This is a genomic window from Bradyrhizobium sp. Pa8, assembly GCF_052588265.1.
Genome location: NZ_CP176767.1, coordinates 9,023,791 through 9,048,980 on the forward strand (window position 1 = coordinate 9,023,791; position 25,190 = coordinate 9,048,980).

General features: G+C 64.7%; 30 protein-coding genes and 2 tRNA genes. 11 read left to right on the forward strand and 21 right to left on the reverse strand.

The window, feature by feature from the left end; genetic code table 11:
• Positions 1-143 precede the first annotated feature (143 nt).
• From ACKWRH_RS42825 to ACKWRH_RS42840, 4 genes are all read left to right on the forward strand, one after another.
• Entirely contained in the window at positions 144-719 is a 576-nt protein-coding gene (locus ACKWRH_RS42825) for a hypothetical protein (RefSeq protein WP_445222576.1), read from the forward strand.
• Positions 720-774: 55 nt separating this feature from the next.
• Positions 775-1,122, forward strand: coding sequence for a DUF3088 domain-containing protein (locus tag ACKWRH_RS42830; RefSeq protein ID WP_445218454.1), 348 nt, complete (start codon positions 775-777; stop codon positions 1,120-1,122).
• Between the two features lie 253 nt (positions 1,123-1,375).
• The gene (locus ACKWRH_RS42835) at positions 1,376-1,951 is read left to right on the forward strand and encodes a cysteine hydrolase family protein (RefSeq protein WP_445218455.1); all 576 of its coding nucleotides are present in this window, start codon (positions 1,376-1,378) and stop codon (positions 1,949-1,951) included.
• A gap of 121 nt (positions 1,952-2,072) precedes the next feature.
• Entirely contained in the window at positions 2,073-2,393 is a 321-nt protein-coding gene (locus tag ACKWRH_RS42840) for a hypothetical protein (protein ID WP_445218456.1), read from the forward strand.
• Between the two features lie 32 nt (positions 2,394-2,425).
• On the opposite strand, the gene ACKWRH_RS42845 is transcribed toward ACKWRH_RS42840, so the two are convergent.
• The 3 genes from ACKWRH_RS42845 to ACKWRH_RS42855 are packed head-to-tail and all read right to left on the reverse strand — an operon-like array spanning position 2,426 to position 5,110.
• Complete coding sequence (locus ACKWRH_RS42845) at positions 2,426-3,694, reverse strand: flavin monoamine oxidase family protein (protein ID WP_445218457.1); 1,269 nt, start codon at positions 3,692-3,694, stop codon at positions 2,426-2,428.
• A 9-nt stretch (positions 3,695-3,703) separates the two neighbouring features.
• Complete coding sequence (locus ACKWRH_RS42850) at positions 3,704-4,414, reverse strand: RibD family protein (RefSeq protein ID WP_445218458.1); 711 nt, start codon at positions 4,412-4,414, stop codon at positions 3,704-3,706.
• Positions 4,415-4,447: 33 nt separating this feature from the next.
• Positions 4,448-5,110 carry an FABP family protein gene (locus tag ACKWRH_RS42855; RefSeq protein WP_063985871.1) on the reverse strand — a complete coding sequence of 221 codons (663 nt, stop codon included), beginning with the start codon at positions 5,108-5,110 and terminating at the stop codon, positions 4,448-4,450.
• Between the two features lie 202 nt (positions 5,111-5,312).
• Here ACKWRH_RS42855 and ACKWRH_RS42860 point away from each other — a divergent pair, with 202 nt between their 5' ends.
• Together ACKWRH_RS42860 and ACKWRH_RS42865 are read left to right on the forward strand one after the other, a co-directional pair.
• On the forward strand, positions 5,313-7,373 hold the full coding sequence (locus ACKWRH_RS42860) for an ATP-binding protein (RefSeq protein WP_445218459.1): 2,061 nt from the start codon (positions 5,313-5,315) through the stop codon (positions 7,371-7,373).
• A gap of 830 nt (positions 7,374-8,203) precedes the next feature.
• A complete protein-coding gene (locus tag ACKWRH_RS42865) occupies positions 8,204-8,431 on the forward strand; it encodes a DUF3551 domain-containing protein (protein ID WP_084795314.1) in 228 nt (75 codons plus the stop codon).
• 126 nt (positions 8,432-8,557) lie between these two features.
• Here the strand turns inward: ACKWRH_RS42865 and ACKWRH_RS42870 are convergent, their stop codons facing one another.
• Positions 8,558-8,683: a hypothetical protein gene (locus tag ACKWRH_RS42870; RefSeq protein ID WP_445218460.1), complete on the reverse strand. Its 126-nt coding sequence runs from the start codon at positions 8,681-8,683 to the stop codon at positions 8,558-8,560.
• Between the two features lie 156 nt (positions 8,684-8,839).
• On the opposite strand from ACKWRH_RS42870, the gene ACKWRH_RS42875 reads away from it, so the two are divergent.
• Together ACKWRH_RS42875 and ACKWRH_RS42880 are read left to right on the forward strand one after the other, a co-directional pair.
• Positions 8,840-9,223, forward strand: coding sequence for a PLDc N-terminal domain-containing protein (locus ACKWRH_RS42875; protein ID WP_445218461.1), 384 nt, complete (start codon positions 8,840-8,842; stop codon positions 9,221-9,223).
• 514 nt (positions 9,224-9,737) lie between these two features.
• Positions 9,738-9,893: a hypothetical protein gene (locus ACKWRH_RS42880; RefSeq protein ID WP_445218462.1), complete on the forward strand. Its 156-nt coding sequence runs from the start codon at positions 9,738-9,740 to the stop codon at positions 9,891-9,893.
• 415 nt (positions 9,894-10,308) lie between these two features.
• On the opposite strand, the gene ACKWRH_RS42885 is transcribed toward ACKWRH_RS42880, so the two are convergent.
• The 9 genes from ACKWRH_RS42885 to ACKWRH_RS42925 all read right to left on the reverse strand — a co-directional run bounded on the left by ACKWRH_RS42885 (position 10,309) and on the right by ACKWRH_RS42925 (position 16,362).
• Positions 10,309-10,384 (reverse strand) — tRNA-Phe (locus ACKWRH_RS42885).
• A gap of 184 nt (positions 10,385-10,568) precedes the next feature.
• Positions 10,569-10,751 (reverse strand): DNA gyrase inhibitor YacG, encoded by a 183-nt coding sequence (yacG, locus tag ACKWRH_RS42890; RefSeq protein WP_369719553.1) that lies wholly within the window; start codon positions 10,749-10,751, stop codon positions 10,569-10,571.
• 143 nt (positions 10,752-10,894) lie between these two features.
• A complete protein-coding gene (locus tag ACKWRH_RS42895) occupies positions 10,895-11,524 on the reverse strand; it encodes a Maf-like protein (protein ID WP_148749902.1) in 630 nt (209 codons plus the stop codon).
• A gap of 145 nt (positions 11,525-11,669) precedes the next feature.
• Positions 11,670-12,137 carry an arsenate-mycothiol transferase ArsC gene (locus tag ACKWRH_RS42900; protein WP_028151427.1) on the reverse strand — a complete coding sequence of 156 codons (468 nt, stop codon included), beginning with the start codon at positions 12,135-12,137 and terminating at the stop codon, positions 11,670-11,672.
• Between the two features lie 132 nt (positions 12,138-12,269).
• Entirely contained in the window at positions 12,270-12,767 is a 498-nt protein-coding gene (locus ACKWRH_RS42905; protein ID WP_254123700.1) for a UPF0262 family protein, read from the reverse strand.
• A complete protein-coding gene (hisD, locus tag ACKWRH_RS42910) occupies positions 12,764-14,059 on the reverse strand; it encodes a histidinol dehydrogenase (RefSeq protein ID WP_445218463.1) in 1,296 nt (431 codons plus the stop codon). Before hisD ends, ACKWRH_RS42905 begins: the two co-directional genes overlap by 4 nt.
• Positions 14,060-14,206: 147 nt before the next feature.
• Positions 14,207-14,656 (reverse strand): DUF2948 family protein, encoded by a 450-nt coding sequence (locus ACKWRH_RS42915; protein ID WP_445218464.1) that lies wholly within the window; start codon positions 14,654-14,656, stop codon positions 14,207-14,209.
• A gap of 81 nt (positions 14,657-14,737) precedes the next feature.
• Positions 14,738-15,397: an NAD(P)H-binding protein gene (locus ACKWRH_RS42920; protein ID WP_445218465.1), complete on the reverse strand. Its 660-nt coding sequence runs from the start codon at positions 15,395-15,397 to the stop codon at positions 14,738-14,740.
• A 26-nt stretch (positions 15,398-15,423) separates the two neighbouring features.
• A complete protein-coding gene (locus ACKWRH_RS42925; RefSeq protein ID WP_445218466.1) occupies positions 15,424-16,362 on the reverse strand; it encodes an SDR family oxidoreductase in 939 nt (312 codons plus the stop codon).
• Between the two features lie 85 nt (positions 16,363-16,447).
• Here ACKWRH_RS42925 and ACKWRH_RS42930 point away from each other — a divergent pair, with 85 nt between their 5' ends.
• Positions 16,448-17,101, forward strand: coding sequence for a TetR/AcrR family transcriptional regulator (locus ACKWRH_RS42930; RefSeq protein WP_445218467.1), 654 nt, complete (start codon positions 16,448-16,450; stop codon positions 17,099-17,101).
• Positions 17,102-17,238: 137 nt separating this feature from the next.
• Here the strand turns inward: ACKWRH_RS42930 and ACKWRH_RS42935 are convergent, their stop codons facing one another.
• The 5 genes from ACKWRH_RS42935 to ACKWRH_RS42955 form a co-directional block, all read right to left on the reverse strand.
• Entirely contained in the window at positions 17,239-18,063 is an 825-nt protein-coding gene (locus tag ACKWRH_RS42935; protein WP_014491492.1) for an alpha/beta fold hydrolase, read from the reverse strand.
• A gap of 114 nt (positions 18,064-18,177) precedes the next feature.
• Positions 18,178-18,687: a hypothetical protein gene (locus ACKWRH_RS42940; protein ID WP_445218468.1), complete on the reverse strand. Its 510-nt coding sequence runs from the start codon at positions 18,685-18,687 to the stop codon at positions 18,178-18,180.
• A gap of 233 nt (positions 18,688-18,920) precedes the next feature.
• Complete coding sequence (locus ACKWRH_RS42945; protein ID WP_212484727.1) at positions 18,921-19,229, reverse strand: EthD family reductase; 309 nt, start codon at positions 19,227-19,229, stop codon at positions 18,921-18,923.
• Between the two features lie 217 nt (positions 19,230-19,446).
• Positions 19,447-21,153 (reverse strand): FAD-dependent oxidoreductase, encoded by a 1,707-nt coding sequence (locus ACKWRH_RS42950; RefSeq protein ID WP_445222577.1) that lies wholly within the window; start codon positions 21,151-21,153, stop codon positions 19,447-19,449.
• Positions 21,154-21,194: 41 nt separating this feature from the next.
• Entirely contained in the window at positions 21,195-21,383 is a 189-nt protein-coding gene (locus ACKWRH_RS42955) for a hypothetical protein (RefSeq protein ID WP_304491782.1), read from the reverse strand.
• 318 nt (positions 21,384-21,701) lie between these two features.
• Between ACKWRH_RS42955 and ACKWRH_RS42960 the strand changes: the two genes are divergently transcribed.
• Together ACKWRH_RS42960 and ACKWRH_RS42965 are read left to right on the forward strand one after the other, a co-directional pair.
• Positions 21,702-21,776: transfer RNA gene (locus tag ACKWRH_RS42960), tRNA-Thr, on the forward strand.
• A gap of 926 nt (positions 21,777-22,702) precedes the next feature.
• Entirely contained in the window at positions 22,703-23,194 is a 492-nt protein-coding gene (locus ACKWRH_RS42965; RefSeq protein ID WP_445218469.1) for a septal ring lytic transglycosylase RlpA family protein, read from the forward strand.
• A 94-nt stretch (positions 23,195-23,288) separates the two neighbouring features.
• On the opposite strand, the gene ACKWRH_RS42970 is transcribed toward ACKWRH_RS42965, so the two are convergent.
• From ACKWRH_RS42970 to ACKWRH_RS42980, 3 genes are all read right to left on the reverse strand, one after another.
• Positions 23,289-23,741 (reverse strand): Crp/Fnr family transcriptional regulator, encoded by a 453-nt coding sequence (locus ACKWRH_RS42970; protein ID WP_445218470.1) that lies wholly within the window; start codon positions 23,739-23,741, stop codon positions 23,289-23,291.
• Positions 23,742-23,938: 197 nt separating this feature from the next.
• Positions 23,939-24,577, reverse strand: coding sequence for a ferric reductase-like transmembrane domain-containing protein (locus ACKWRH_RS42975; protein ID WP_445218471.1), 639 nt, complete (start codon positions 24,575-24,577; stop codon positions 23,939-23,941).
• Between the two features lie 11 nt (positions 24,578-24,588).
• Entirely contained in the window at positions 24,589-25,077 is a 489-nt protein-coding gene (locus ACKWRH_RS42980; protein WP_445218472.1) for a Twin-arginine translocation pathway signal, read from the reverse strand.
• Positions 25,078-25,190: the final 113 nt, after the last annotated feature.

Sequence of the window (25,190 nt, forward strand, 5' to 3'; positions counted from 1 at the left end):
GACCGGGTGAATCGCCGATGGGTGGTGCGGTGGTATTCCAGGCGGGCTTGGCTGAACAAACGGGATCGCAACCAATTTGCGGTTTGCTCGTTGTTGAGCGGAACTTTTCCGCCGCCGCGGCCCCCTGGCATACGAGCCTGATGATGCGCCTCCGCCGACCGGTCCTCGCCGCGGCCCTCGCGGCTCTCGCAAGCCCTTGTTTTGCCGAGTCTTCTGCGCCCATCCCCGTCAACAACCCGCCGGCGCAAAACGCCTTCATCGACCTGCTGGCGCTGATGTCGGGCCACTGCAAGACGCTGAAGGTCGCGGGGCGCACCTTCGCTTGCAAGACGGTGGCTTACGCCCATGGTGACAAGGGCCGGGTCAATTTCGCGGTCGCCGTCGACGATCCCTCCGACGCGAACCACGTCGTGTCGTTCTCCGGCGAGAACGGCCAGCGCGCGGACGACAATTCCTACGAGCTGCGAATCGACCGCATGCTGCTCAATTCCAAGGACCGGCCCAAGGTCGACGGCCTGCCGGTGCCGGCCGAGCAGACCTCGACCGGCGTCTGCCGCCAGACCGGCAATTTCGCCGCAAAGAAAGTCACGGACGTCACCTGCACCGCGACCGACAGCGAGGGCCGCCGATACGAGCTGCTGTTCGTCTCCGACGGCAAGCCGGTGAGCGTGCGCCGCATCCGGCAATCGTCACCATCGATCCAGGATCCGTTCAAGTAACGGCATCGTCCGCTGCTGCCGGCATGTATGATCGCGCCATGCTTTGGAGCGATTCATGACTCGCGACCGCCTGTTTCTGCTGCGCCCTGGTTTCGAGGACCCCGCCTTTCCGGGCCAGCGCTTCTATTGCTGGCATTGCGCGCTGATCGAGGGCGTGCTCGCCTCGTTTCCGCAGCTCGCGGAAAAGCTCGACGCTGAGCGCATCGCATGGCCGCGGCCAAGGCTGCCGGTGATCGCGCTGGTCGGCGAGGAGAACCAGTCGCTGCCGCTGCTCGTGCTGGCCGACGGGACGACGTCGCCGCACCGGACCGGTAGCCACCAGGGCCGCACCTTCATCGCCGACAAGGACGCGATCCTCGCCGCGCTCTCCGAACGCCACGGGTTTCCCGATCCGCATCCGTGAGGCCCGAGCACTCGCGCAGCTCTCCGTGTCCCGGACGCGGTGCAGCGCGTAGCGCTGGTCCGCAGAGCCGGGACCCATGCCGCACAGATCGCACGTGGAGACATGGGCCCCGGCTCTGCAGCGCACCGTCGAAGAGACGCTGCGCTGCGTCCGGGGCACGAGAGCTGTCGCGAAACGAGGGAAAATCGACATTGCCTGCCACGTCGGTCACCCCGCATACTACGCGCAGCAAGCAAGTCTGGAAGCCGCTCCTATGTCCCACCCCCTCCCCGCCCTCGTCGTCGTCGACGTCCAGCGCGCATTCGACGAATGGGAGGCCGCCGGCAAGCGGCGCAACAATCCGGATGCGGTGGCGCGCATCGCCGATCTGCTCAAGGCATTCAGGAAGCGCGGCGCGCCGATCTTCCACATCCGCCACGAGGGCACCAAGCCGACCTCGTCGTTCCTGCCGCAAAACTCCGGCTACGCGGTCAAGGACGAGGCGCGCGAAGCGCCGGGCGAGGCGGTGATCGTCAAGCGCGTCAACAGCGCCTTCATCGGCACCGATCTCGAGACGCGCCTGCGCGCGGGCAACATCAGGACGCTGGTGATCTGCGGCGCCACCACCAATCATTGCGTCGAGACGACGACGCGGATGGCCGGCAATCTCGGTTTCGACGCGAGCCTCGTGCGCGATGCGACCTGGACCTTCGACCGGATCGGACCAGATGGCGACAAGCATTCGGCTGAAGAGATTCACGCGATGACGCTGTCGAATCTCAACGGCGAATTTGCGCGCATCGTCGCCGCCGCCGACGTGATCGCTTCGCTCGAAGCGATGCGACAATAGATCGCGCCACATCATTCACACGTCGATCGGAATTCCGTCTGCGTCGTTTCGACGCCCGCACTGGCCGGAACGCAGCGGACAGCCATCTGTTATCACGCGACTTCTCAACTGGAGTGATGACATGAAGTATCTCTTTGTCGCGATGGCTGTGGGTGCAGCGGCGCTCGCCGGCGGATCCACGGCCAACGCGGCGGGCAAGGCCAGCGCGAAGCAGAACGCGCCAGCCGGCCAGTCCACCGACATCAGCGCGCAGCACAGGCACCACCACCACGGCCATCGCCATCACCACTGGCGCCATCACAACCACGGCTACTATCGCCCGCACTATCGGAGCTACGGCTATTACCCGAGGCACCACGGCTATTACGGCGGCGGACCGTACGGCTACTATGGTGGCGGAGGTCCCGGCGTGACGTTCAGCTTCGGCGGCGGCCGCTGGTGAGAGATTAGGCCCGCCTTGTGCGGGCCTTTTTTTCATCCCCGCAAAATCATCTCCGCAGTCTCCAGCCCGCTCGCCAGCGCCGCCTCGACCGTTCCCATGTCGCGGCCGCGATAGAGCGCTTCGCCGGAGAACAGCACCGGGCCGTCGGCGCGCGCGAGGATCGCCTGGGCCTCGCGCGTCCGCGGCGTCGACCAGGAATAGGCGCCGCGGGCGAAGGGATCGTGCAGCCAGTTGGTCGCCGCAGTCGCGACGAGATCGCGCGCGATGTCGTCCCGCGACACGCCGAAGATGGCCGCAAGCGAATCGACCCCGGCATCGATCAGCCCTTGCCGATCGAGCTTCGCAAGCTCGGCCGTTCGCGGCCCGCCGAACCAGCCCGTGAGCACGGGATGCTGGTCCGGATGCCGCGTCCACCACACCGGGATCGACTGGTCCGACAGCAGGAAGGTCATGTCCGCGAGATCTTCGTTTCGCTCGCGCCACCACGGCCGCGCGAATCGCAGCAGGATCTTTATCACGCTGCCGAAGCCGATATCGTCAGCTGCCGCAGCCTTCGCGCGTGCGGGCTCCGGAAGCGCGATCTCGCGCAACAACGGCAGCGGCACGGTGAGGACCGCGCGATCGCAGCCATGCGCGTCGCCGCCGGCGCAGCGGACGGCCAGCGCGCCGCCCGTCTCCTCGATCGCCGATACCGCGCAGCCGAAGCGAAACGTCACGCCAAGCCCGCGGCACTCGCCCTCTAGAAAATCGATCAGCGCACCATAGCCGCCGACGATGCGCGCCTGGGTGTGATGCCCGCCGTCCATCCATTCCTCGCGCAGCGCCAGCGTCGAGGCGCGCTCGGGGTCGGCGGCGTCGTAGCCCTCGACCATACGCTCGATGGAATAGCGCAGCTGAACATACTCGGGCACAGCGAAATAACTGCGGAGGAAATCGGCAACCGTGAGATCATCCTTCAACGCCCCCAGCGCGGCTTGAAGCTCTGCCTCGTGCGGATCGTGACGGTCTTCGCGCGAGAGCCTCGTGCCGTCAAAGCTCCACTGGATGCCTTCGATCTCCTGCAGCGACAGTCCCGCCTCGCGCACGAGCTTGCGCGTGACCGGCGCCTCGCCATGGACGAATTCGGCGCCGCCATCGGCGGGGCAGCCGAACTCCGACGGCGGCAGCGGATGGATGCGTCCGCCGCAGCGTTCGCGCGCCTCCAGGATCGTGACCGTCCTGCCCGCACGTGCCAGCTCGCGCGCCGCCATCAGCCCGGCCGCACCGGCACCGACGATGACGATATGCTCCGGTTGTCCCATGCCGATGCCTTACTTGGGCATCGCTTGCGGGTCGTTCTTGATCAGATACCGCAGCAGCAGAACGCCGCCGCCGAGGTCGCGCGTGCTCTCCAGCGTCATCGCGGCGAGCGGCGCGCGCTTGTCGCTGTCCGCATCCGTCGAATCGAACACGAAGGGTGCGCCCCTGGCACCGTCGATCGCGGGGCTGAGGATCAGGTTGAATTCGTCGATGAGGCCGGCGCGCAGGAAGGCGCCGTTGGCGACGCCGCCGCCCTCCACCAGCAGGCGCTTCACCCCCAACTCCCGATTGAGGATGTCCAGCGTCAGCGCCAGGTCGATCTCGGATTTGCCGGCGAAGATATAGGACACACCCTCGTCGCGCAGCCCCGCCAGATGCGAATCCGGCACGCCCTCGGTCAGCACCACCACGATCGGGTCACCGCCGATGTCTGACCGGCCCCAGCCGATCTTGCCCTGCGCATCGAGCACGACGCCGTAGGTTTTGGCATCGCGCCGCGCGAACCAGCTTTGGCGGGGAAATGTCTCGCCCGCCGTTGCGGGATAGGGCTTGCCCTTGGCGAACTCGGAGCCGGTGACGCGGCCGATCACCCAGGCGTCGCCGCCGAGCTCGTCATGGATCTTCTCGAACCAGTCTGTGCCCGCTCCCTTCGGCCGCCAGCGGCTGGCATGCGTGCGGCCGTCCAGGCCGGAATGCATCAGGCAAATGACGTAGGGCTTCATGCAATTCTCCGAGTACGCTTCAGGGAGTACGCTTCAGGCCGCTGATCCATCGCGCCCGGCGCGATCCTTCACGATCACCGCCAGTGGATTGAGCTTGGGCGGCGCGACGAGCTTGAGCGTGTTGCTGTCGTGATGGTTGAACGGCGCGCCGCGCACGAACAACTCGGTCTGGATCAGATAGCTCCAGCTTCCGTCATCGTTGAAGGTGATGTCGCAGCGATAAGAGTCGGTGCGGAAGGCCTGTTCCAGGAAATCGGTCGAGCAGATTCCGTAAGCGGTATCGCCGCGCTTCGCCGTGACCGATATCTTCCTGTCATCTGGCCCGGCCTTGCCCGAGGCGAGCAAGACCTGTCCGCGCGGGATCGCGAGCGTCTGCATGATCAGCCCGGTCGCGGGCTCCCACAGCCAGTAGCCGACCTGGTCGTGGAAGGTGATGTCTTCCTCGGGCGTGTTGATGTGGATGTGATAGCGCAGCCCGTAAAACAGCTGCGGCCCGTTGGCCTGCGGGTCGATCGGATCCATGCGGATGCGCTCGATGAAGGTCCGCCGCTCCGGCCCCTCCGCCTTCGGATTGATGTCGATGCCCTTGTCCGCCTGCCAGCTCCCTGCGAGACGGCGGAGCGGACCGAGATTGGCAAGGCCGTCGGGCGAGACGTCCTCGGGCTCGGTGAAGATGTCGGCTGGAATGGGGAGCATGGGAACCTCGCGTCGTTGCGGGGAGCAGCAATAGCACAAGGACGGCGGGAATCGACTGGAATGGAACCAGAGCGCGCGCCGGGTGTTATCTGCGCTTGAGTACGAGCCCTCGAAATACCGGCTCGAATGGGCAAGGACGCCCATGTCACGCGTAGCGGGGGGTCCGGTGCTGTCGGAGAAAGCTGCTCGGCAGTCAACTGAAATGGACTTCCTCGCTGACGGAAGTGAGCTGGGCGCGATGATGAACGCCCGCGACTGGTCGGATTCTCCGCTCGGTCATCCCCGCGATTGGTCTCAGGCGCTGAAAGCGACGGTCGGCATGCTGCTGGCCGCGCAAGCCCAGATCGTCCTGTTCTGGGGGCCTGACTTCGTCGCGCTCTACAATGACGCCTACGCCCCGGGCATCGGCGCCAATCACCCTCGCGCCCTCGGTCGCCCCGCGATCGAAAACTGGGGAGAGCTGTGGGACGATCTCGAACCGCTGCTATCAGGCGTGCGCCGAACCAGAAAGACGTTCGCCGCCAAGGATCGTCCGTTCTACGTCGAGCGCCACGGCTACGGCGAAACCAGCTACTGGGACGTCTCCTACTCGGCCGTGCAGGACGATGACGGCTCGGTCGGCGGAGTGCTCTGCATCGTGTCCGAGACGACGGAGCGCGTGCTGGGCGAGACGCGGCTGCGGGCGAGCGAAGCGCGATACAGAGAGCTGACCACGACCCTCGAGCAGCGCGTCGCCGAGCGAACCGCCGAGCGTCATTTGCTGGCGACGATCGTGGAGACCACCGACGGACAGATCCAGGCGCTCGATCTCGATTATCGCTGGCTGGCGATCAACACCTCCTGCGCCGATGCCTATCAGCGCATCTACGGCAAACGCCCGAAGGTCGGCGATTCCCTGCACGAATTCCTGGCCGACCGGCCCGGGCATCTCGCTGGGGCAACCGCGATCTGGAGCCGGGCGCTGGCCGGGGAAGCCTTCACCAACATCGATGAGTTCGGCGATCCCCGGTTCGACCGCCGCGTCTACGAGATGAAGTTCGAGGTGCTACGCGCTCCTGACGGCACGCGGATCGGCGCGTTCCTGACCGGGGTCGACGTGACGGATCGCCTGGAGGAGCAGGCGCGGCTCGCGCAGGCCGAGGAGGCGCTCCGCCAGGCCCAGAAGATGGAGGCCATGGGCCAGCTCACGGGCGGCGTCGCGCACGACTTCAACAATCTGCTCACGCCGATCGTCGGCCTGCTCGACCTGTTTCAGCGCAAGGGCATCGGCGGCGAGCGCGAGCATCGCCTCATTGCCGGTGCAGCACAGGCGGCCGAGCGCGCCAAGACGCTGGTTCAGCGCCTGCTCGCTTTCGCGCGCCGGCAACCGCTTCAGGCCATTCCCGTCAACATCGGTCTCCTCGTTGCCGAGATGGGAGACCTGATCTCCAGCACGACCGGACCGCAGATCCAGGTGACCGTGGACACGCCGGAAGACCTTCCCGCGGCCATGGCCGATCCCAACCAGATCGAGATGGCGATCCTGAACCTCAGCGTGAACGCCAGGGATGCGATGCCCGACGGCGGCAAGTTGCGCATCTCGGCGAAGGCCCGCACGGTTGGAGACTCTCACAATTCCGAGTTGGCACCGGGCGCCTATGTCTGCATCTCCGTCGCCGACACCGGCATCGGCATGGACGAGTTCACGCTGGCCCACGCCGTCGAACCGTTCTTCTCGACCAAGGGCGTCGGGCGAGGCACCGGTCTTGGCCTCTCGATGGTTCACGGCCTCGCGTCACAGCTCGGCGGCGCGCTGACGATCAGGAGCGCCGTGGGGGCGGGGACGACAGTCGAGCTGTGGCTGCCGGTCAGCCACGCCGTCGCGGGTGCCATTGATGCCGTCCCGCAAGCAAGACTGCGGCCACAGCCCGTCGGCACGGCTCTGCTGGTGGATGACGAACCGCTGGTGCGCATGAGCACCGCCGAGATGCTGGGCGAGCTCGGCTACGACGTCGTCGAAGCCGGCTCGGCGGAGGATGCGCTTCAGCGCGTCAGGGCAGGCCTGCGGCCGAACTTGCTCGTCACCGACCATTTGATGCCCGGCATGAGCGGAACAGACCTCGGCCTCGCGCTGCGCAATCAATATCCCGAGCTCCAGATCCTCGTCGTGTCGGGCTACGCCAACAACGAAGGCATCACGCCGGACCTGTCGCGGCTGACGAAGCCGTTCCGAAGCGATGAGCTGGCGGCGAGTTTGGCCGGCTTGGCGAAGGCGGGAAGGTAGTCGACGCAAGCGGCGAGCAGCTCGCATGAGCGAAAGCGACATGCCGGTGCGATGATGTGTATCGGCGATCACGCCGTGATTATCGATGCGCGGGCGACTGTACCCCAGCCCGATCGGAGGAGGCTGCCCCGCGGACGAACCTCCTCGACCCCAGCCGCATCTACTTCAACGCCAGACTCTGGGCGTGAACTGAGAAGACCGAGGTGGAGGCCCGCCGGTTCACGCTGGCGGGCTCGCTACGTTCTGAGAGCGTCAACCGCGTGGGCGACGAGAACGCCAATGCTGAGTACGATCAGGCAAATAATCGCCGCTTGAAATAACATCGGAGTAAATTCCGTGGGACAGGGTCGGCTTTTATAAGCCCTCACATTCCGCCAGCATTTGGCCACCCAGAAGGCGCTTCGGTGTCCGCCTCGTTACAAGTATGCAAGGTTCATTGGCCTTGCGCGACGACGTCGCACTCCTTCAAGGCGGTGCGAGAATCTACCAGACGATCAGCAGCACAACGATTACCAACATGGCGTAGATAGTCCTGCGGCCGATCCGGTTCATTCGAGAACCTCGTATTCGAACGCCACTCCCTCAGGATCGTTCTCGGCGCCCGCCTGCCGCAGGCGGCGCAGATGAAACGGGGCTCGATATCCGAAAGCCGTACGTCATCCGGCCAGCGGTCCGCATTCAAGGACACGCAATGGCAATTGTTAATAGCATGAGCGCTTTTCGCGCCAGGTAGCATCAATAAACGCCCCAGCGTCTGGCAAGGGCTTTTACTGGCGGCATTCCCCTCGCGCCGCCAGTATATTCACCTCCATCCATCCACGGAGATCGATATGCATCGTGTCGCTCCGATGCTGACGTTACTCACTGCCGCTGTATTCCTTGCTTTTTTGGAGCCAGTCCGAGCTGCCGAGGCGGATAGATACTGCCTGCGAGGTCGCAATTGGGGCTTCCCGGGCAATTGTCAGTTCGCCACCCGCTCGCAATGCCTGGCTGCTGCTTCTGGCACGAACGCATATTGCGGCATCAACCCGCGCTACGCCGCTCCGCGGCGGCGCTAATCACCGCTCGGAGCTATTCGGCGGCACGGCATGGCAGAAGCGGTCAATCAAGGAAGGCCCCCGATGCGAAAGCTTGCACTGTTCGTCATCCTGCTCTCGTTCGCAGGAATGGTCCCTTCCAGCGAATCATTTGCTCAGAGCGCGCTGCGAGGTGCCGTCATCGGTGGTGCTGTTGGTGGTCGCCGCGGCGCTGCCATAGGGGCGACGGCCGGAGCCATCGCGGGCGCCCACCGGCGACATCACCATTGGCATCGATATTATTGGAGGAACGGCAACTGCTGGTACCGCTCGACCAGCGGAAGGTCGCACCGCGTGTCGCATCGGTACTGCCGTTGAGCCTTCGCGTAGCGGGCCGTGCGACTGGCCTGCAGAAAAGATCGAGAACGGCAACTCAATAAGGAGATCGCAATGTTCTTCGCTCAGGAGGGATTCACATATCGAAATTTTCTGATGGATATAATTGCTGTATTCGCATTTGTCGTTTGGTTCTGGCTGCTCATTGTCATCTATGGCGACCTGTTCAGGCGCCACGACATTTCCGGATGGGGTAAGGCACTGTGGGTGCTTGCACTTGTTCTGACCTCCTACCTCGGCATCTTTGCTTACCTCATCACCCAAGGCAGGGGGATGGCGGAACGCAGCGCTGAGCAGGCTCAGCGGGCGCGCGAGGAATTACGGCACATCGTCGGCTTTAGTGTCGCCGACGAGCTTTCCAAGCTCGATCAGCTCAAAAAATCGGGGTCCATAACCGACACCGAGTACGGGCGCCTTCGCTCCAAGCTGGTCTCCTAACCATCGGTGAGGGAAGCGGGGAGGCCCATGATGTTCGCAAAGCCTTTTGGCACCGTTGGAGCTCTTATTGCTGGCTTTGCAATTGCGTGGACTGAAAGCGCGCATGCGGAAATATTCATAACAACCGCCACCATATCGCAGGGCGAGTTGGTCATCGTCGGAAGAGTAAGACGGCCCCGCGAGCCCAGCGTGGAAATAAAGATCAGTCCGAGCAAAACCGTGAAAGTCGAGAGCACTTCGACCGGAGGATTTCGGTGGATTGGACCGGAGTTTCCATCGACTTGTATCGTAAAGATTACGTCCGGATCAGATACGAGAGACGTGGTGATACAGAATTGCGGCCTCCCCGGGCCAGCGGGTCCTCCAGGGCCGGCCGGACCTGCAGGCCCGATCGGACCGCCCGGGCCCAAAGGGAACTAGAAGGCAGACTTCGTCTTGCGGGCTTGCAGGTTGCCCACCGGATCGCTCTCGCATCAACAATCGAGGTGTCGGTTCGAAGTTCTGACGTGGCCTCGTGCTGCGCAATCAATATCCCGAGCTCCAGATCCTCGTCGTGTCGGGCTACGCCAACAACGAAGGCATCACGCCGGACCTGTCGCGGCTGACGAAGCCGTTCCGAACCGATGAGCTGGCGGTGAGCTTGGCCGGCTTGGCGAAGGCGGGGCGGTAGGCGACGCAAGCGGACGTACAGCTCGCATGAGCGAATCGCCGAACCCTGCAACTTGATTCGGCGCCAGGTCGACCTGGTCAGGCTCGCGCAGTCGCTCACCGGTGTAATCCGCGGGATGAAGGTGACGGTGCGCTCGTCCGCGGCCGCTCTCGTCATCCGCCCGTGGTGATCAACCACTGGAATAACGTCATCAGAACGGCGACCGCGATGGCCACGACGACGAGGTTTGGTTTGGCTCCGGCGGAAATCATCGTCACGTTCCGCCTTGAAGCGGGCGCAGCCATGAATGAGCATCGTCAGCAACACCGCGCCCGCTGAACCAAGGTTCGCGCTCAGCCACGATGCGTGGCGTTCCTGGAATAGGTCGGAGAAATTGGCGTCAGCGGATGCCGGAGAACAAGGGCACACACCAAGATGGTGCCCAGGGGCGGAATCGAACCACCGACACTGCGATTTTCAGTCGCATGCTCTACCAACTGAGCTACCTGGGCGTGCTCCAAAGAGGGGCCAAGGCCCATCGAGCGGGCGGTTTATAGTGGGCTCGGAGCGGCATGTCCACCCGGCTTCGCCAAGAGGCTTCGCCGGGCGCGGCCCGGCTGTGCACAAGGTGGGGCGGGCTTGCTGCGGCTGGTGCGCGGAGAATCGGACGCTGAAATAACAGATTGATATTATTAGCTATTCTTCGCCGTCGACCTCGTCATCGCGGCCGGGGATGACGTAGGAGCCCTTCAGCCAGCGGTTCAGGTCGACGTCGCGGCAGCGCGAGGAGCAGAACGGGCGGGTGGCTTCCGACTGCGGCTTGCCGCAGATCGGGCAGGTTTTGAGCGGGCCGGCGGGCTTTTTGACGTGGTCGTCCATGATGTCGGCGGCTTACTCGGTGAAGGCGTTCAAGAGCCTGTCGGCAAAGCGGTTCCTCGGGCGGACGCGCAGGCGTCGCGGGCCGGGTCCGGCCGGCCCATTCTACTGTGCATGGGGTTGTTTTCGAGATTTTTGTCGGCGCGCTAGATGGCCGTGGCGTTGAGCCAACCGAAGCGGATCGGAAAACCCTCGCCGCCGAGCAGCGTCGTGGTCTCGTAGAGCGGCAGGCCGACGACGTTGCTGTAGGACCCGACCATCTTGACCACGAAGGAGCCGGCGATGCCCTGCACGGCGTAACCACCGGCTTTGCCGCGCCATTCACCGGAGCCGATATAGGCCTGGATGTCGTCCTCGGAGAGGCGCTTGAAGCGGACGCGGGTCTCGACCAGGCGCTGGCGGAAGGCCTCGCGCGGCGTGACCAGGGTGATTGCGGTGTAGACGCGGTGGTTGCGGCCCGACAGCAGCCGCAGGCACTGCGCCGCCTCGTCCACGAGGTTGGCCTTGGGCAGGATGCGGCGGCCGACCGCCACAACCGTGTCGGCCGAGAGGATGAAGGCGCCGCGCAGCTCGTCGTCGAGCTGCACCGATTTCAGCGCCGCATCGGCCTTGGCCCTTGCAAGACGGTTGGCGCAGGCGCGCGGCAGCTCGCCCCGCTTCGGCGTCTCGTCGACGTCGGCCGGCCGGAGCGCGTCCGGCTCGATGCCGGCCTGGTTGAGCAGCGACAGGCGCCGCGGCGAACCGGAGGCAAGTACGAATTTGGGGCGGCCGAGCATCAGGTGATTGGGGGATGAAGCAGGGGGTGAATTGCGCGCGGAACCTATCGGAAGGGGGCTGATTTCACAACCCGGGAACCCGGACTTTACTGATTCGAGGCGTCCCACATGCGTGTGCCCTCGGTCTGTGACGCGGGTGTTACGGCTAACCGCTCGCCGCGCCGACCTTCGCAAATCGCCTGCGGATGCGCATCAGGAGCTGGTCGCAGACCTCGCGGTAGGCGGCGAGCTTCTGGTCGCGGCTGCCTTCGATGGTGGTGGGATCCTGCGTCGGCCAGTATTCGACGTCGGCGGCGAGCGTACGGGTCAGCTCCAGCGCCTTGTGGTGCGCTTCGGGCGAGAGCGTGATGATGAGGTCGAAATTCAGCCCCTCCCAATCCTCCAGCTCCTCGAAGGTCTGCGGCTTGTGGGCGGAGATGTCCTGCCCCAGCTCGTCCATCACGGCGACCACGAAGGGATCGAGCTCGCCTTTCCTGGCGCCGGCCGACTTCACGTAGAGGCCCTGCGGAAACATGTGCCGCAGCAGGCTCTCGGCCATCGGCGAGCGCACGCTGTTCATCGCGCAGGCGAACAGCACCGATTGCGGATCGCGTGCGCGTGGCGGCGCCGCCATCGCGCCTAGCCTCTTTTGAAAGAGGGCATGGCCTTGTCGGAAAACCGCTGCACACTTTTCCGGGCCATAAAGCCTTCTGTCTTGCGCATGATCTGGTCCGAAAACCGGCGTCCACTTTTCGGGATCATGCGCCTAACCCTTCCAGTGCAGGACGGTGATGAGCGTGAACAGCCGGCGCGAGGTCTCGAAGTCGACCCGCACCTTGCCCTTCAGCCGCTCCTGGAGCGTGCGCGATCCCTCGTCATGGATGCCGCGGCGGCCCATGTCGATGGCCTCGATCTTGTCCGGCGTCGCCGTGCGGATCGCCTGATAGTAGCTGTCGCAGATCATGAAATAGTCCTTCACGATCCGCCGGAACGGCGTCAACGACAACAGATGCGCGACCACGGGCGCACCATCCTCGCGGCGGATGTCGAACATCAGCCGGCTGCCGGTGATGCCGATATGCAGCGTGAACGGCCCCTTCCCGTCGGCGCCATCGGGTGCGAACAAATTCTGCTCGATCAGATCGTAGATCGCGATCGCGCGCTCATGCTCGATGTCGGGCCCGGAACGGCCGATCGAGTCCTCGTCGAGGGTGACCGCGACGATGCGATTGGTCGAGTCGTCCTGTTCGGGCGGCTGGGTCATGACAGATTGAGGCGCAATCCAATCGAGCGCGAATGAGCGTCCAGCCCCTCCGCTTGTCCGAGCGTCATCGCGGCGGGTCCGAGCGCACGCAGCTGGTCCGGGCCGCATTTCAGGATCGAGGTGCGCTTCATGAAGTCGGCAACTCCGAGGCCCGAGGAGAACCGCGCCGAGCGCGCCGTCGGCAGCACGTGGTTGGAGCCGCCGACATAGTCGCCGATCGCCTCAGGCGTATGCGCGCCGAGGAACACCGCGCCGGCATTGCGGATCTTTGCGGCAAGCGCATCGGGATCATCAGTCATGATCTCGAGATGCTCGGCCGCGATCGCATCCGCGAGCGGAATGGCGTCGGCAAGATTCTTCACCATGATGATGGCGCCGAAATCGGCCCAGGAGGCGCCGGCAATTGCTGTGCGCGGCAATGTCTTCAGCTGCGCTTCGACGGCCTTTTCGACATCGGCGGCGAGGCGTGCGGAATCCGTGATCAGGATCGATTGCGCGCTGGCGTCGTGTTCGGCCTGCGCCAGCAGATCGGCGGCGATCCAGTCGGCATTGCCGGTGTCGTCGGCAATCACCAGCACCTCGGAGGGGCCGGCGATCATGTCGATACCGACCTTGCCGAACACCAGCCGTTTTGCGGCGGCGACATAGGCGTTGCCGGGGCCGACGATCTTGGCCACCGGCGCGATCGTCGCGGTGCCGTGCGCGAGCGCCGCCACGGCCTGCGCGCCGCCGACGCGGTAAATCTCGCTGACGCCGCCAAGCGAAGCGGCCGCCAGCACCAGCGGATTGAGCTTGCCGTCCGGCGACGGCACCACCATGACGAGGCGCGCGACGCCGGCGACCTTCGCGGGTACCGCGTTCATCAGCACCGAGGAGGGATAGGCCGCGGTGCCACCGGGCACGTAGAGGCCCGCGGATTCGATCGCGGTATAGCGCCAGCCGAGCTCGACGCCGAGCGGATCGGTGAAGCGCTCGTCCTTCGGGAGCTGGCGGCGGTGATAGGTCTCGATGCGGTCGCGCGCGAGCTTTAGCGCATCCAGCGTCGCGGCATCGCAGGCCTTCACGGCCGTCTCGATCTCGGCGGCGGTGACGCGAAGACCGGATGCATCCAGCTTCAGCCGGTCGAACTTTGCCGTGGCCTCGAGCAGGGCCGCATCGCCCCGCCTGGCGACGTCGTCGACGATGGCGCGCGCGGCGGCCTCGACGTCGGCCGAGACCTCGCGCTTGGCGGCGAGGAAGGCCGCGAATCGCGGGTCAAAATCGGCGCTGCTGCGGTCGAGACGAACGGGCATTTTTGGCTTGGCTTCCGGCTGGTCTTTGGGGCGGATTGGCTCACCCGACCCCCTGCTCAATGGCGCGGCGGGGAAGCGGCGTCAACCCTCGGGAGATGCCGTTCCGGCAGCAGCCCGACCTTGTTTGACTGGTATACAGGGCACACGTCACCCCTCCTCCTCGATGCCCAGTCCCGCCCCCAGCTCGTCCGCCCCCAGATCGGTCAATTCGCATTCCAGACATTCGACGTCGAGGCGGATGGCGCCGCCATGGGCGAACAGCAACAGGGCGCTGCCGCCGGGCTCCTCGTCGCGGCCGTCCTGGGGGTGAAACTCGATGCCGACGAGGTCCAGAACCTCGTCCTGCGCGCCGAGGTCGATGTTGCGTGACTTGCAGGCGAGCACGCGGTCGAAGCGGAGCGCGGCGACCAGCCGGCGGGGTTCGGCCTCGCCGTCCAGCGACTGCTCCCAGTCCAGCCGGCTCATCCCGACCACCAGCCGCTTCTCGCTTTGCCGCCAGATGATGTCCGCGGCCTGAACGCGGGCGTCCTGCACATGGGTCGAGATCACGGCGAGATCGTCGGCGTCGAGCGCGATCAGTTTGAGCTGGGGAGACATCGCCGGCATTTCTCCTCGGGGACCGATAAGGCTCAACGCGCGCGAACGCGGAAATTTCCGTGAAACTAACGGGCCAGCCGACTAGAGGCTATTGATATCCTCCATCTCCAGCACCTTCCGCGGATACCCCTCCCGGGCGACACGAATCATGGCGCGGCCCATCTGCTCGGTCGTGGTGACGAGCCGCGGCGAGATCCGGCGCAGCGCGGACCAGAGCGGCCCGGTTGCGGCATACACGGCCTGCACCCAGGCGGTCTTGGAGCGGGCGCCGTGCAGGGGCTGGATCGCCCCGGGCCGGAACATGTAGGCGCCCCGGAACGGCAGCTTGAGCAGATCGTTTTCGGTCTTGCCCTTGATCCGCGCCCACATCCGCGATCCCTGCTCGGTGGAATCGGTGCCGGCGCCGGTGACATAGACGAACGTCATCTGCGGATTGAGCTTCGCGAGTGTCGTCGCTGCCGCGAGCGTGAGATCGTAGGTGAGATGGCGATAGCGATCCTCGCTCATGCCGATCGAGGAGACGCCGAGGCAGAAGAAGCAGGCATCGAGGCCCGTGAGCTGCGCTTCGATCGTCGAGTAGTCGGTGAAATCGCCGTGCGTGATTTCGGTGAGCTTGGCGTTGCGGACGCCGGTCGGGCTGCGGCCAACCACGAGCACGCGGTCGATGCCGGTGTCGATCAGGCATTCGCGCAATACGCCCTGCCCGACCATGCCGGTCGCGCCGAAGATGATGACTTGCATCGTGACGTCCCCAACCGGCGCGCGGCTCATGCGGCAACCGCGATCTCGTCGAAGGATACACCGGTCAACGTCGCCGAGACATCCCACAACATGGCGGCCGCGGCGAAATCCTTCGTCCGCGGCATGATCTTCGCCGGCGTGGGCGGCCCCTTCAATTCGTAGAACCAGTTCGGACCGTAATAGCCACCGGGCTCTGCAGCCGGTGAGGTCGCCGCGAACAGGGTGGGCAGCGCGCCCTCGGCTGCGGAGTGGCTGATGAAAGGCTGGAGCCAACGGCTCACACGCGACTGGAAGGTGTTCGCGCCCGGCCCGTTCGGAATGAGATCGGTCCGCGCGTAGCCGGGATGGGCAGCAAGGCTCGTCAGGCCCCAGCCGGCAGCGAGGCTGCGGCGCTGCAGCTCCAGCGAAAACATCAGCATCGCCAGCTTGGACTGGCAATAGGCGCGCCAGGGACGATAGGAACGCTTGCCTTGCAGATCGTCGAAATTGATCGCGCCGGAGCGGTGCGCGAGGCTCGACAGATTGACGATGCGCGGCGCTTTCGCGCGGCGAAGCTGCGGCAGCAGCTGTGCCGTCAGCGCGTAATGGCCGAGATAGTTGGTGCCGAGCTGCATCTCGAAACCATCCTCCGTCTGCTGCCGCTTCGGCAGCGCCATCACGCCGGCATTGTTGATCAGGAGATCGAGCTGCTCGTTGCTGGCCGCAAAGCGCCTGGTAAAATCGGCGACGGAGGCGAGACTGGCGAGGTCGAGATGCTCGTAGGCGATCAATGCGTTGGGAAACCGCTCGCAAATGCCCTCGATCGCCCGCAGGCCCTTTGCGTCGTTGCGTCCGGTGAGTATGACAATGGCACCGGCGCCCGCCAGCGCCATCGCCGTCTCGTAGCCGAGGCCGCCCGTCGCCCCGGTCACGACGGCGGTCTTGCCGCTGAGGGAGGGGATGTCTGCCGTGCTCCAGTCGGTCATGCCGTATCTCCGTTCGGGGGCAGGAATGAGGCCCGCGACCGGTCTAAATGTGCACTGAGTGCAAGTTTGCAAGAGGTGAAATAATTTGAAGGCTTCGAAGCCCGGCGGGAAATCGGTCAGGACAGGCGCCAAGCCATTGCCGGCAGGAGCAAAATCCCCTGATGGCCCCGGCCTGCGCCAGCGTAAATTGCAAGAGACCCGCGAGCGGTTGACCCGCGCGGCGATGGCACTGTTCCTGGAGCGTAGCTTCGAGGCCACGACCATCGACGACATCGCGACCGCGGCCGACGTGTCACGCCGCAGCTTCTTCCACTACTTCGCGTCGAAAGAGGACGTGGTCGCCGCCTGGCAGGAGGGCGCAGCAAGCGCGCTGGTCGCAGAGGTCGTGGCGCGGCCAGCGAGCGAAACCATGCTGACGGCGGCGGAGAATGCGATCGCGGCGGCGGTCAGGCGGATCGACCCGGCGGAAGCGGCGGCGATGTCGCGGCTCAAGCGCGACAATCCCGCGCTTCAGGCGCGCGATCAGCTCAAATACGAGAAGCTCGAGCGCGCGCTGGCCGAAGGGCTTTCGCAGCGCGCCAAAACCAAATCGGACAGGCTGAAGGCACGGCTCGTCGCCATGATCGCCACCGGCGCGATGCGCGTCGGCGGCGAAAGCTGGATCGGCGAAGGTGTGCGGGAGAAACCGGAGGTTTTCGTGAAGCGCACGTTCGATGCGATCAGGGGGATATTGAAGTGAGCGCGCACCCTCCCCTGGAGGGGGAGGGTGACGGTCCCTCCGCATCGAACAGTGCCCGAGGGGAGAGATCACCCCACCCCGCTCGCGCTGCACGCGATCGACCCTCCCCCTCCAGGGGAGGGTAAGATATCAGTCCCTCACGCCTTGAAGAACGCGAGCAGGTCCGCGTTGATGGTTTCGGCGTGCGTGGTCGGCATCCCGTGCGGGAAGCCCTTGTAGGTCTTGAGCGTGCCGTTCTTCAGCAGCTTGGCCGACAGCGGCCCGGCATCAGCGTAGGGAACGATCTGGTCGTCGTCGCCGTGCATCACCAGCACGGGCACGCTGATCTTCTTCAGGTCCTCGGTGAAATCGGTCTGCGAGAACGCGACGATACCGTCGTAATGCGCCTTCGCGCCGCCCATCATGCCCTGGCGCCACCAGTTCTGGATCACCGCTTCCGACGGCTTTGCGCCGGGGCGGTTGTAGCCGTAGAAAGGCCCGGAAGCGAGGTCGCGGTAGAAGCCGGTACGGCTGGCGGCGAGTTGCTTCTGGAGATCGTCGAACACGCTCTTCGGCAGGCCGCCCGGATTCGCGGCCGTCTGCACCATCAGCGGCGGCACCGCCGAGAGGATCGCAGCCTTCGCCACCCGGCTCTCGCCGTGACGCGCGATGTAGTGCACGACTTCACCACCGCCGGTGGAGTGGCCGACATGGATGGCGTTCTTGAGGTCGAGATGCGCGGTCACCGCCGCGAGATCGTCGGCATAATGATCCATGTCGTGGCCGTCGGCGACCTGAGACGAGCGGCCGTGGCCGCGGCGGTCATGGGCGATGACGCGGTAGCCGTGATTGGCGAAGAATATCATCTGCGTGTCCCAGTCGTCGGCCGACAGCGGCCAGCCATGGCTGAACACGATCGGCTGGCCCGAGCCCCAATCCTTGAAAAAGATCTCGACGCCGTCCTTGGTGGTGATGGTGGGCATGAATGGCTCCTTCAGTGAAAATCAATCCGGAACTCGCAAAACGCGAGCCAGCAATCCGGAGATGGTCGGGCGATATCACGAGGTCGATGCCGCGCACCGACCGCGAACGTGCAATCAGGCAAACGTCATCGGCTTGTAGCGGCGCCAGGCGCCGATGGTCAGCACCACGAAGAACACCAGCACGATGCCCTGCACCACGGCGAAGACGGGGCCTCCCGGTGGATTCGGCGGCACGGCGGGCGCGAGCGCGGCGAGCGCCGGCACCTTCAGGAACGACTGGATCACCAGCACGAAGCAGTTGAAATAGAGCGAGATCATCGCGGTGACGATATAGACCGGACGCCACACACCTTTGAGCTTCATGCCGTAGAGCGCGAGGCAGGCGATCGCGAGCAGCACCAGCGAGATGATGCCGATGATATGCGACGGCAGCAGCTCCTTGAACGGAAACAGGAAGCCGGTGGCGCTGGTGAGGATCGTGAACAGCAGGAAGATCGCGGTGAGGCCCGGCATCGACTTGGACCCGAGCAGGCCGAACATGACGACCAGGCCGGCGACGATGCCGATCAGGCTGATGATGACATGGATCAGCGTCAGTGCGGGCAGGCTCAACCCAAGAACCATGGCATCTCTCCTACTCTCTGCATTGAGATCAGGCGATTGATATTACGGTCCTCATCGGATGGCTACATACGCGATGTCACAGGCTCGTGCGGAGCCATGCGCCGTCGTGCGAATCGACAAGCGCATGACTGAATTTTTTGCACCGCTGTCACAAACGACGGCAGGCTTTCGACGAAAGTTGAATCGATCGTCGCAACATCGGTCCGCGATCATCGGGCCGATGCGAACTGGCCTCACACTTCCTTGGTGTCGAAGATCAGCAGATCGGCGCCGCCGCTGGCGAATTTCGGCACGTCGCCCGCGGCCGCCTTGCCTGCTTCGCTGCCGAATGCCGCCTGGATCGCGGCCACGTTGTCGAAGCTGAGAATGGCGACGAGATGGACCCCGGAAGGTCCGGCGGGGGAGCCGACCGTCCCCGTGCTGACGGCGTACTTCTTCAAGCCGGGCAATTTCTTGGCGAGCGGAATGTGGGTCTCGGCATAATGCTTGTCGAAGGCGGCAGCGTCCTTGGGCGTCTTGTAGAGCACGACGAGTTCGGCCATTTAGTCCTCCCATTAAGCGTTTTGTTTGTAGATCCTCATGGCGAGGTGCGTGCGAAGCACGCTTGCGGACGATGCCTTCGCATCGCCGCGCGAACCATGAGGTCCTCAATCCTTCGAGACGCCGCTGTCGCGGCTCCTCAGGATGAGGGGATAGTCTGTGGGACACGTCAGGATGGCAAGCCTCATTCGACTTGCCATTCCCTTGTCTTGTCCTTGACTAAAGCGCCGGTTTTGCGGCGTCGCCGAGATAGCCGTGCAGGGAGGCCACGACCTGCGCGCCTTCGCCGATGGCGCCGCCGACGCGCTTGACCGAGCCGGAGCGGACGTCGCCGACCGCGTAGACGCCGGGCACCGAGGTCTCCAGTGGGGCCACCAGCTTGCCCTGGTTCAGCTCGGACTGTGCGCCCGTCACGACGAAGCCGCCGCGATCGAGCGTGACGCCGCAGCCGTCGAGCCAGCTGGTGGCGGGATCGGCGCCGACGAACAAAAAGAGATTCTTGATGTCGGCAGAGTCTTCATCGCTCGACAACCGGCTCTTCCAGCGGATGCGCCGCAACAGCGAGGCCTCGTCACCCTCGAGCGCGGTGATCTCGGTGTTGAACATCAGTTCGATGTTGGGTGTCGCTTCAATGCGCTCGATGAGATAGCGCGACATGCTGGCCCCCAGGCCCCCGCCGCGGATGATCATCAGCACCTTCCTGGCGTGCCCCGACAGGAACACGGCCGCCTGCCCCGCCGAATTGCCGGCGCCGACCAGGGCCACCTCCTCGCCGGCGCAGAGCCGCGCCTCGACCGGAGAGGCCCAATACCAGACGCCGCGGCCCTCGAACTTGTCGAGGTTCTCGATCTCGGGGCGGCGATAACGCGCGCCGCTCGCAACCACGACTGCGCGCGAACGCAGGGGATCGCTGCCGTCGAGCGTCACCGCAAAGGCGCCGTCCCTGCGCGTGCAGTCGAGCGACTTCACCGTGACGGGGATCATGATGTCGGCGCCGAACTTCTGCGCCTGGTTGAACGCGCGCGCGGTCAGGGCCTGACCGGAAATGCCGGTCGGAAAGCCCAGATAGTTTTCGATGCGCGCGCTGGCGCCGGCCTGGCCGCCGAAGGCGCGGGTGTCGAGCACGGCAACCGAAAGCCCTTCGGAGGCGGCATACACCGCGGTTGCCAGCCCGGCGGGTCCGCAGCCGACAATCGCGACATCGTAGATGCGGTCGTTGCGGGGGCCGCCGATCATACCGATCGCGCGCGCAACCTCGGTTTCGCTGGGGTTGCGCAGCACCTCGCCGCTCGCCGCGACGACCAGCGGCCAGTCTTCCGGCTTCGGCGAATAGCGCGCGATCACCTCGGCGGCGTCGCGGTCACGCTCGGGATCAAGCAGATGATGCGGCTGGCCGTTGCGGGTGAGGAAGCCCTGCAAGCGCACCACGCCGGCCGAATGCGAGGGACCGATCAGCACCACACCGCCGACGCCGGCCTGAAGCAGATTGACCCGGCGCAGGATCAGCGCGCGCATGATGCGCTCGCCGAGTTCCGCCTCGGCGACCAGCAGCGCGCGCAGGCGCGGCGGCGGCAGCAGCAGCGTCTCGACCTCGCCTGCCGCGCGGCCGTCGACCAGCGCCGGCCGGCCCGAGAGCTGGCTGAGCTCGGCCAGAAATTGCCCCGGCCCCTGGTCGATCAGCGGCGTGACGTTGCCGAGCCCGTCGCGCTGCGTGATGGCGACGTGGCCCTTCAGCACGACGAACATGCCCGGACCGGGCTTGCCGGTCTCGAACAGGAATTCGCCGTCGGCGTAAGTGCGTATCTCGCCGAAATTCCGCATGCGCTCGATCTCGGCCGATGTCAGCGCCGGAAAGGTCTGCTCAGGGCGCGTGAACCGCGACATCTGCGCGTCACCATCGTTTCGTTGCTGCTCGTCCTGCCCCATTGCCACGTCCATGCACTCCAAAAAATTCTAATCGCCAGACTTCAATCGCCAGTCTTGCCGGCGGCCCCCTCATCTAGGGAAGCATCGTCGTTCTGCGAGGGGTCGGTGATCGCGGCGCGTTCGCGCGCCTGCACCTTCCGCCGCTTCAGGTTTTCGCGCAGCGCCGATTTCAGCCGGTCGTCCCGCGCCCCCCTCGCCTGTCTCGTGCTCTTGTCGTTCTCGTCAGCCATCCGCGGTCCATTACAGCGATCCGCGATAGCATGCCCGGAGAATGCGGCAGCTCAAGAGGCCCCTCGCGAACTGTTCGTGCGAAAATCCAAAATGGGCCGAATGCCATGCCCCGGCCAACTGGCCAGTTGGCCGGGGATATCGGAACCGAAATCGGCGGAAAGTCGGTACTTTCAGGTGAAAATGGGCATTTTGGCCCCGATATCGACCCGATTTTCTCGTTTTGGCGGAGCTAGCAAGCTTGCACAGGAGGGGGGCTTGTGGCAGATATCGGCCCGCTTGGTAGGCCCCCTCGGCGGCCGATTCTTATCCCAGCACATGCTGCCGTAGCTCAGTGGTAGAGCACTCCATTGGTAATGGAGAGGTCGACAGTTCAATCCTGTCTGGCAGCACCATTCTCTGGCTCACATCAGGCACAGATCAGCATTCTCGCGGCACCTGGCGCCCGAGCTTTGCTCTCCTCTTGCGCCCTCTTCCGTGAAGAGGGCGCAGGGAAGGCCGGGTGCCGGCTGGCACCCATGATCCGCTGCGCCAGGAATTTGCACACGCAAATGCGCAGGCGGGAAACAGGTGGGCCGGAAAACACCCGGCCTTCCCTGCGCGATGGTCTGACGGCTTATGCGCGCTCTCCCCAGAGCCGAGTTCCTTCTGGCCTCCGTCACCTCGCGAATTGGCGATGCCTCGAAACCCGGTAGAGCCCCGATCCATCTCCGCAAGGCTTGACCGTAGCAACGACGTTCAGGACCACGCGGTTTCGTCGTACGCAGCGATCCAGCTCCGCCCAAGGGCTTCGCCGGACACAGGCGCCGTCCGTTCCGCACGCAGTCAAGGCCCTCACGAGGTTCATCTCGCCCTGGTCCCGCACTCGCGTGCCCGGCACTGCCGCGTCCACCGCACCCCGGCCCACGTTCGCGACGACGTACGATCGCCCCTCTTCTCGGGCCGGGATGGCGGAGACAATGCCGCAATTCCGAATTTCGGTAAAGTGGAATAATTTTGCTGAAGAGGATTGATGGGTTTGTGCGAGCAGCGGGTGTTTTGCCCGACGGATCAATTAGCGCGAGCATGTCAGCTTGTGGCGACATCGCACGTGCCACTCACCGCAGGTTCCATCAGGTCATGCTGCTGACGCATTCTCTGTCTTAGTCGGTGACAACCTAAAACACTGCGTGCGGACCGCTCTGGTTCGCACATCGGTTCCGTAGCCAGGGGTTGGCTCGAATCCGCAAAGCATTGGTGCAAGTTCATGAACGCTTCCGCGTTCGCTTGACCATGCGTGCGGTGTCGGAACCGGACGATCGAAAAAATCACAGGAGTTATAATGCTGTTCCGCTCGAGCGCCGCAATTTGCGGCGCCCTGGTTGCGCTTGCCGTTTCCATTACCGTTGCTCGAAGTGAAGCGCGTGGCGCTCACTCAAGCGCCGTCGTCGATGCCGCCTCCGGGGAGGCGATCGTTGGCGCCGCATCCATGTACAATCCGTTCAAGCCCGGCAAGGAAGAGGGCGGTCCGAACACAGCCTCCGGCGAGCGCTATGATCCCTCTGTCTGGGCGGCTGCCATCAAGACAAATTTGCGCGGGAAATTTGGTGGGGTCCAATTTGGCGCGAGGCCGAAATATGCCCTGGTCGAGGCCGTCGGCAAGAAGGTCATCGTCAAGATAAACGACGTGGGGCCATTAAGGCCTGGCCGCATCATCGACCTCAACGAGCGGACGATGCGCCATTTCGATCCAAGCCTGGAGCTCGGAGTCATTGTTGGCGTAAGGGTCAGCCCACTTTCAGGGGACGATTGGATCCCGGGGCCGGTGGGCTGAACGTCCCGCGCGAAGTGGCGTAGCCCGGATGGCGCGCAAGCGTAATCCGGGGCCACATTCATCGCGCAGGGGTTTCGTCTTCGCCCGCCTGGTGTCAGGTGAGGCGATCGTCGGCGCGGCGCAGTCGCCGGCATAGCTCGCGATTGACGTTCTGCAGGACGATCACATAGGCGTGGATATCGGCCTTGTAGCAGGCGTAGAGCTTTTGCGCCGTCAGCTCGTACAGCACCGTCGGACTCTCCGCGACCACCGTGGCGGAGCGATTCTGCATTTCAATCAGCGTCATTTCGCCGAAGAAATCGCCAGCCTCCAGAACGGAAATCGGGATGACGTTCCCCGAGTTCGCCCGCTTGCTCACCGCCAGCCGGCCGGATTTGACGATGAACAGCGAGCGTCCCGGCTCGCCTTCCGCCACGACGGTCGCGCCGGCATCAAAGCGGCACTCGACCAGCATCGAAATCAGCAGGTCGAGGCTCGGGTCCGGAAGACCGCCGAAGAACGGCGTCGCGAGCAGGAACGTTTTCAGCTCGGGGGCACCTACAACCATCGCGCTAAGATAAGCTTCATCGCCATCTGCGGCAAGCAGAGCAGACGTCGGCGGTGACGACGCTCAGCGTGTTCGAACAATATGACCAGCAAAAGTTTCGTAGGATTGGTAGAGCGAAGCGAAACCCATCGAGGGCTGGTTGGTGACGAAGCATGATGGGTTTCGCAAGTGCTCTACCCATCCTGCGCGAGGCCATGTCACTGCGGCGCAGTGCTCTCGCCGCGCAACGTTCTTCGCTTTCGCCATACCTGGAGGTCGACCATGGCTTTTACGGTTGCCGCGAGGACGAGCGCGCAGAGCGCCGCCTTCGAGATCGTCTCCATCGTCCCCTCGATCAGCAGGCAATGGACCACGCTGCCTGCGACGATGACGATCGCGAGGGGCATGTGAATGAAGCGCCAGGTTCGCGGTCGCAGTCCCAATCGCCGGCGCAGGGCGGCCAAGAGCGCGACCGCGAAGATGGCCCACATCGCGGTCACGCCAAAGGGAGAGAACGGCGTCGGCGATGAGAAAGTTAGCGCGTCGATCATGTCGGGCGGGCTGGTGATCCAGAGGCCAGCGACATGGATCACGATCGCCGCGACCAGCGCACCGCCGATCCAGTGATGCGCACGCCGTCCGCGATAGGCCGGGAATCCCGGCAGGTATCCGCCAATCAGCAGGGGCTGAACGAGCACGAGGCCGAGGGCAACAATCCCCGCGAATCCGGCCAGGATGTAGAGCGGACCGCGCCATGCGAGCTGCTCGCTTCCCGCTGCCGCGGCGATCGGCACGCCAATGGCCAAGGCAAGGGCGACCCAGATCAGGATCACCCGGGCCAGTCTCCACCCCTTCATTCGCAACCCGGTCAGACCGGCTGCAGGACGAAGTGCGCTTCCAGGCTCGTCTCCTTCGCGCTCCGCATCACCGGCCGCAGAAAGACGGTCTTGAACTCACCGCTGTCATAGGCGAGGTGACCATGGGGCTGGCCGAAGATGGGAATGATCTGCGGCATCTCGAGCCGGAACTTGCCGTCCTTGTCGGTGAGCGTGGCGCCATGACTCTGCGGCTCGTGTTCCTGCCCTTCGGTCGTGTGCGCCCAGATCTGGATGCGCTGCCCGGCGAGCGGCGCCCCGTCGCCTGCGCGGCGAACGGTGCCGCTCATCCAGAAGCCGCCCTTGCCGATCCGGTCCATGATCGCCGCGCCCTTGCGGTAGTTGTTCGCGCCACCCGACATCGACTCGGTCGGTGCGAGGCCGTCCGCGCGGGCTGGCAACAGGAGCCCGGACACCCCGGCCGCCAGGACCGAGCCGCCGGCGGCGAGGAGATAACGTCGGTTGAGTACGACCATCGTCATGTCAGTTCCTCCTCGCGACCCCAGCAGTCGTTTCACCAAGGGTACAGCAACAGGCGCAAAACGCCCAGTTGAGACAAAGGGCGCCATAGGTCGCAATAACAGGGTTGTGAACG

Coding starts and splice junctions, on each gene's coding strand:
- ACKWRH_RS42900 (WP_028151427.1), bottom strand. CDS start 12,137: ATGGCGGCGCCGCCACGCGCACGCGATCCGCAATCGGTGCTGTTCGCC.
- ACKWRH_RS42975 (WP_445218471.1), bottom strand. CDS start 24,577: ATGAAGGGGTGGAGACTGGCCCGGGTGATCCTGATCTGGGTCGCCCTT.
- ACKWRH_RS42835 (WP_445218455.1), top strand. CDS start 1,376: ATGTCCCACCCCCTCCCCGCCCTCGTCGTCGTCGACGTCCAGCGCGCA.
- yacG (WP_369719553.1), bottom strand. CDS start 10,751: ATGGACGACCACGTCAAAAAGCCCGCCGGCCCGCTCAAAACCTGCCCG.
- hisD (WP_445218463.1), bottom strand. CDS start 14,059: ATGCCCGTTCGTCTCGACCGCAGCAGCGCCGATTTTGACCCGCGATTC.
- ACKWRH_RS42945 (WP_212484727.1), bottom strand. CDS start 19,229: ATGGCCGAACTCGTCGTGCTCTACAAGACGCCCAAGGACGCTGCCGCC.
- ACKWRH_RS42940 (WP_445218468.1), bottom strand. CDS start 18,687: ATGGTTCTTGGGTTGAGCCTGCCCGCACTGACGCTGATCCATGTCATC.
- ACKWRH_RS42905 (WP_254123700.1), bottom strand. CDS start 12,767: ATGACCCAGCCGCCCGAACAGGACGACTCGACCAATCGCATCGTCGCG.
- ACKWRH_RS42915 (WP_445218464.1), bottom strand. CDS start 14,656: ATGTCTCCCCAGCTCAAACTGATCGCGCTCGACGCCGACGATCTCGCC.
- ACKWRH_RS42860 (WP_445218459.1), top strand. CDS start 5,313: ATGGACTTCCTCGCTGACGGAAGTGAGCTGGGCGCGATGATGAACGCC.
- ACKWRH_RS42925 (WP_445218466.1), bottom strand. CDS start 16,362: ATGACCGACTGGAGCACGGCAGACATCCCCTCCCTCAGCGGCAAGACC.
- ACKWRH_RS42855 (WP_063985871.1), bottom strand. CDS start 5,110: ATGCTCCCCATTCCAGCCGACATCTTCACCGAGCCCGAGGACGTCTCG.
- ACKWRH_RS42895 (WP_148749902.1), bottom strand. CDS start 11,524: ATGCTCGGCCGCCCCAAATTCGTACTTGCCTCCGGTTCGCCGCGGCGC.
- ACKWRH_RS42865 (WP_084795314.1), top strand. CDS start 8,204: ATGCATCGTGTCGCTCCGATGCTGACGTTACTCACTGCCGCTGTATTC.
- ACKWRH_RS42980 (WP_445218472.1), bottom strand. CDS start 25,077: ATGACGATGGTCGTACTCAACCGACGTTATCTCCTCGCCGCCGGCGGC.
- ACKWRH_RS42955 (WP_304491782.1), bottom strand. CDS start 21,383: ATGGCTGACGAGAACGACAAGAGCACGAGACAGGCGAGGGGGGCGCGG.
- ACKWRH_RS42845 (WP_445218457.1), bottom strand. CDS start 3,694: ATGGGACAACCGGAGCATATCGTCATCGTCGGTGCCGGTGCGGCCGGG.
- ACKWRH_RS42850 (WP_445218458.1), bottom strand. CDS start 4,414: ATGAAGCCCTACGTCATTTGCCTGATGCATTCCGGCCTGGACGGCCGC.
- ACKWRH_RS42825 (WP_445222576.1), top strand. CDS start 144: ATGCGCCTCCGCCGACCGGTCCTCGCCGCGGCCCTCGCGGCTCTCGCA.
- ACKWRH_RS42830 (WP_445218454.1), top strand. CDS start 775: ATGACTCGCGACCGCCTGTTTCTGCTGCGCCCTGGTTTCGAGGACCCC.
- ACKWRH_RS42840 (WP_445218456.1), top strand. CDS start 2,073: ATGAAGTATCTCTTTGTCGCGATGGCTGTGGGTGCAGCGGCGCTCGCC.
- ACKWRH_RS42970 (WP_445218470.1), bottom strand. CDS start 23,741: ATGGTTGTAGGTGCCCCCGAGCTGAAAACGTTCCTGCTCGCGACGCCG.
- ACKWRH_RS42935 (WP_014491492.1), bottom strand. CDS start 18,063: ATGCCCACCATCACCACCAAGGACGGCGTCGAGATCTTTTTCAAGGAT.
- ACKWRH_RS42920 (WP_445218465.1), bottom strand. CDS start 15,397: ATGCAAGTCATCATCTTCGGCGCGACCGGCATGGTCGGGCAGGGCGTA.
- ACKWRH_RS42950 (WP_445222577.1), bottom strand. CDS start 21,153: ATGGGGCAGGACGAGCAGCAACGAAACGATGGTGACGCGCAGATGTCG.
- ACKWRH_RS42875 (WP_445218461.1), top strand. CDS start 8,840: ATGTTCTTCGCTCAGGAGGGATTCACATATCGAAATTTTCTGATGGAT.
- ACKWRH_RS42870 (WP_445218460.1), bottom strand. CDS start 8,683: ATGCCAATGGTGATGTCGCCGGTGGGCGCCCGCGATGGCTCCGGCCGT.
- ACKWRH_RS42965 (WP_445218469.1), top strand. CDS start 22,703: ATGCTGTTCCGCTCGAGCGCCGCAATTTGCGGCGCCCTGGTTGCGCTT.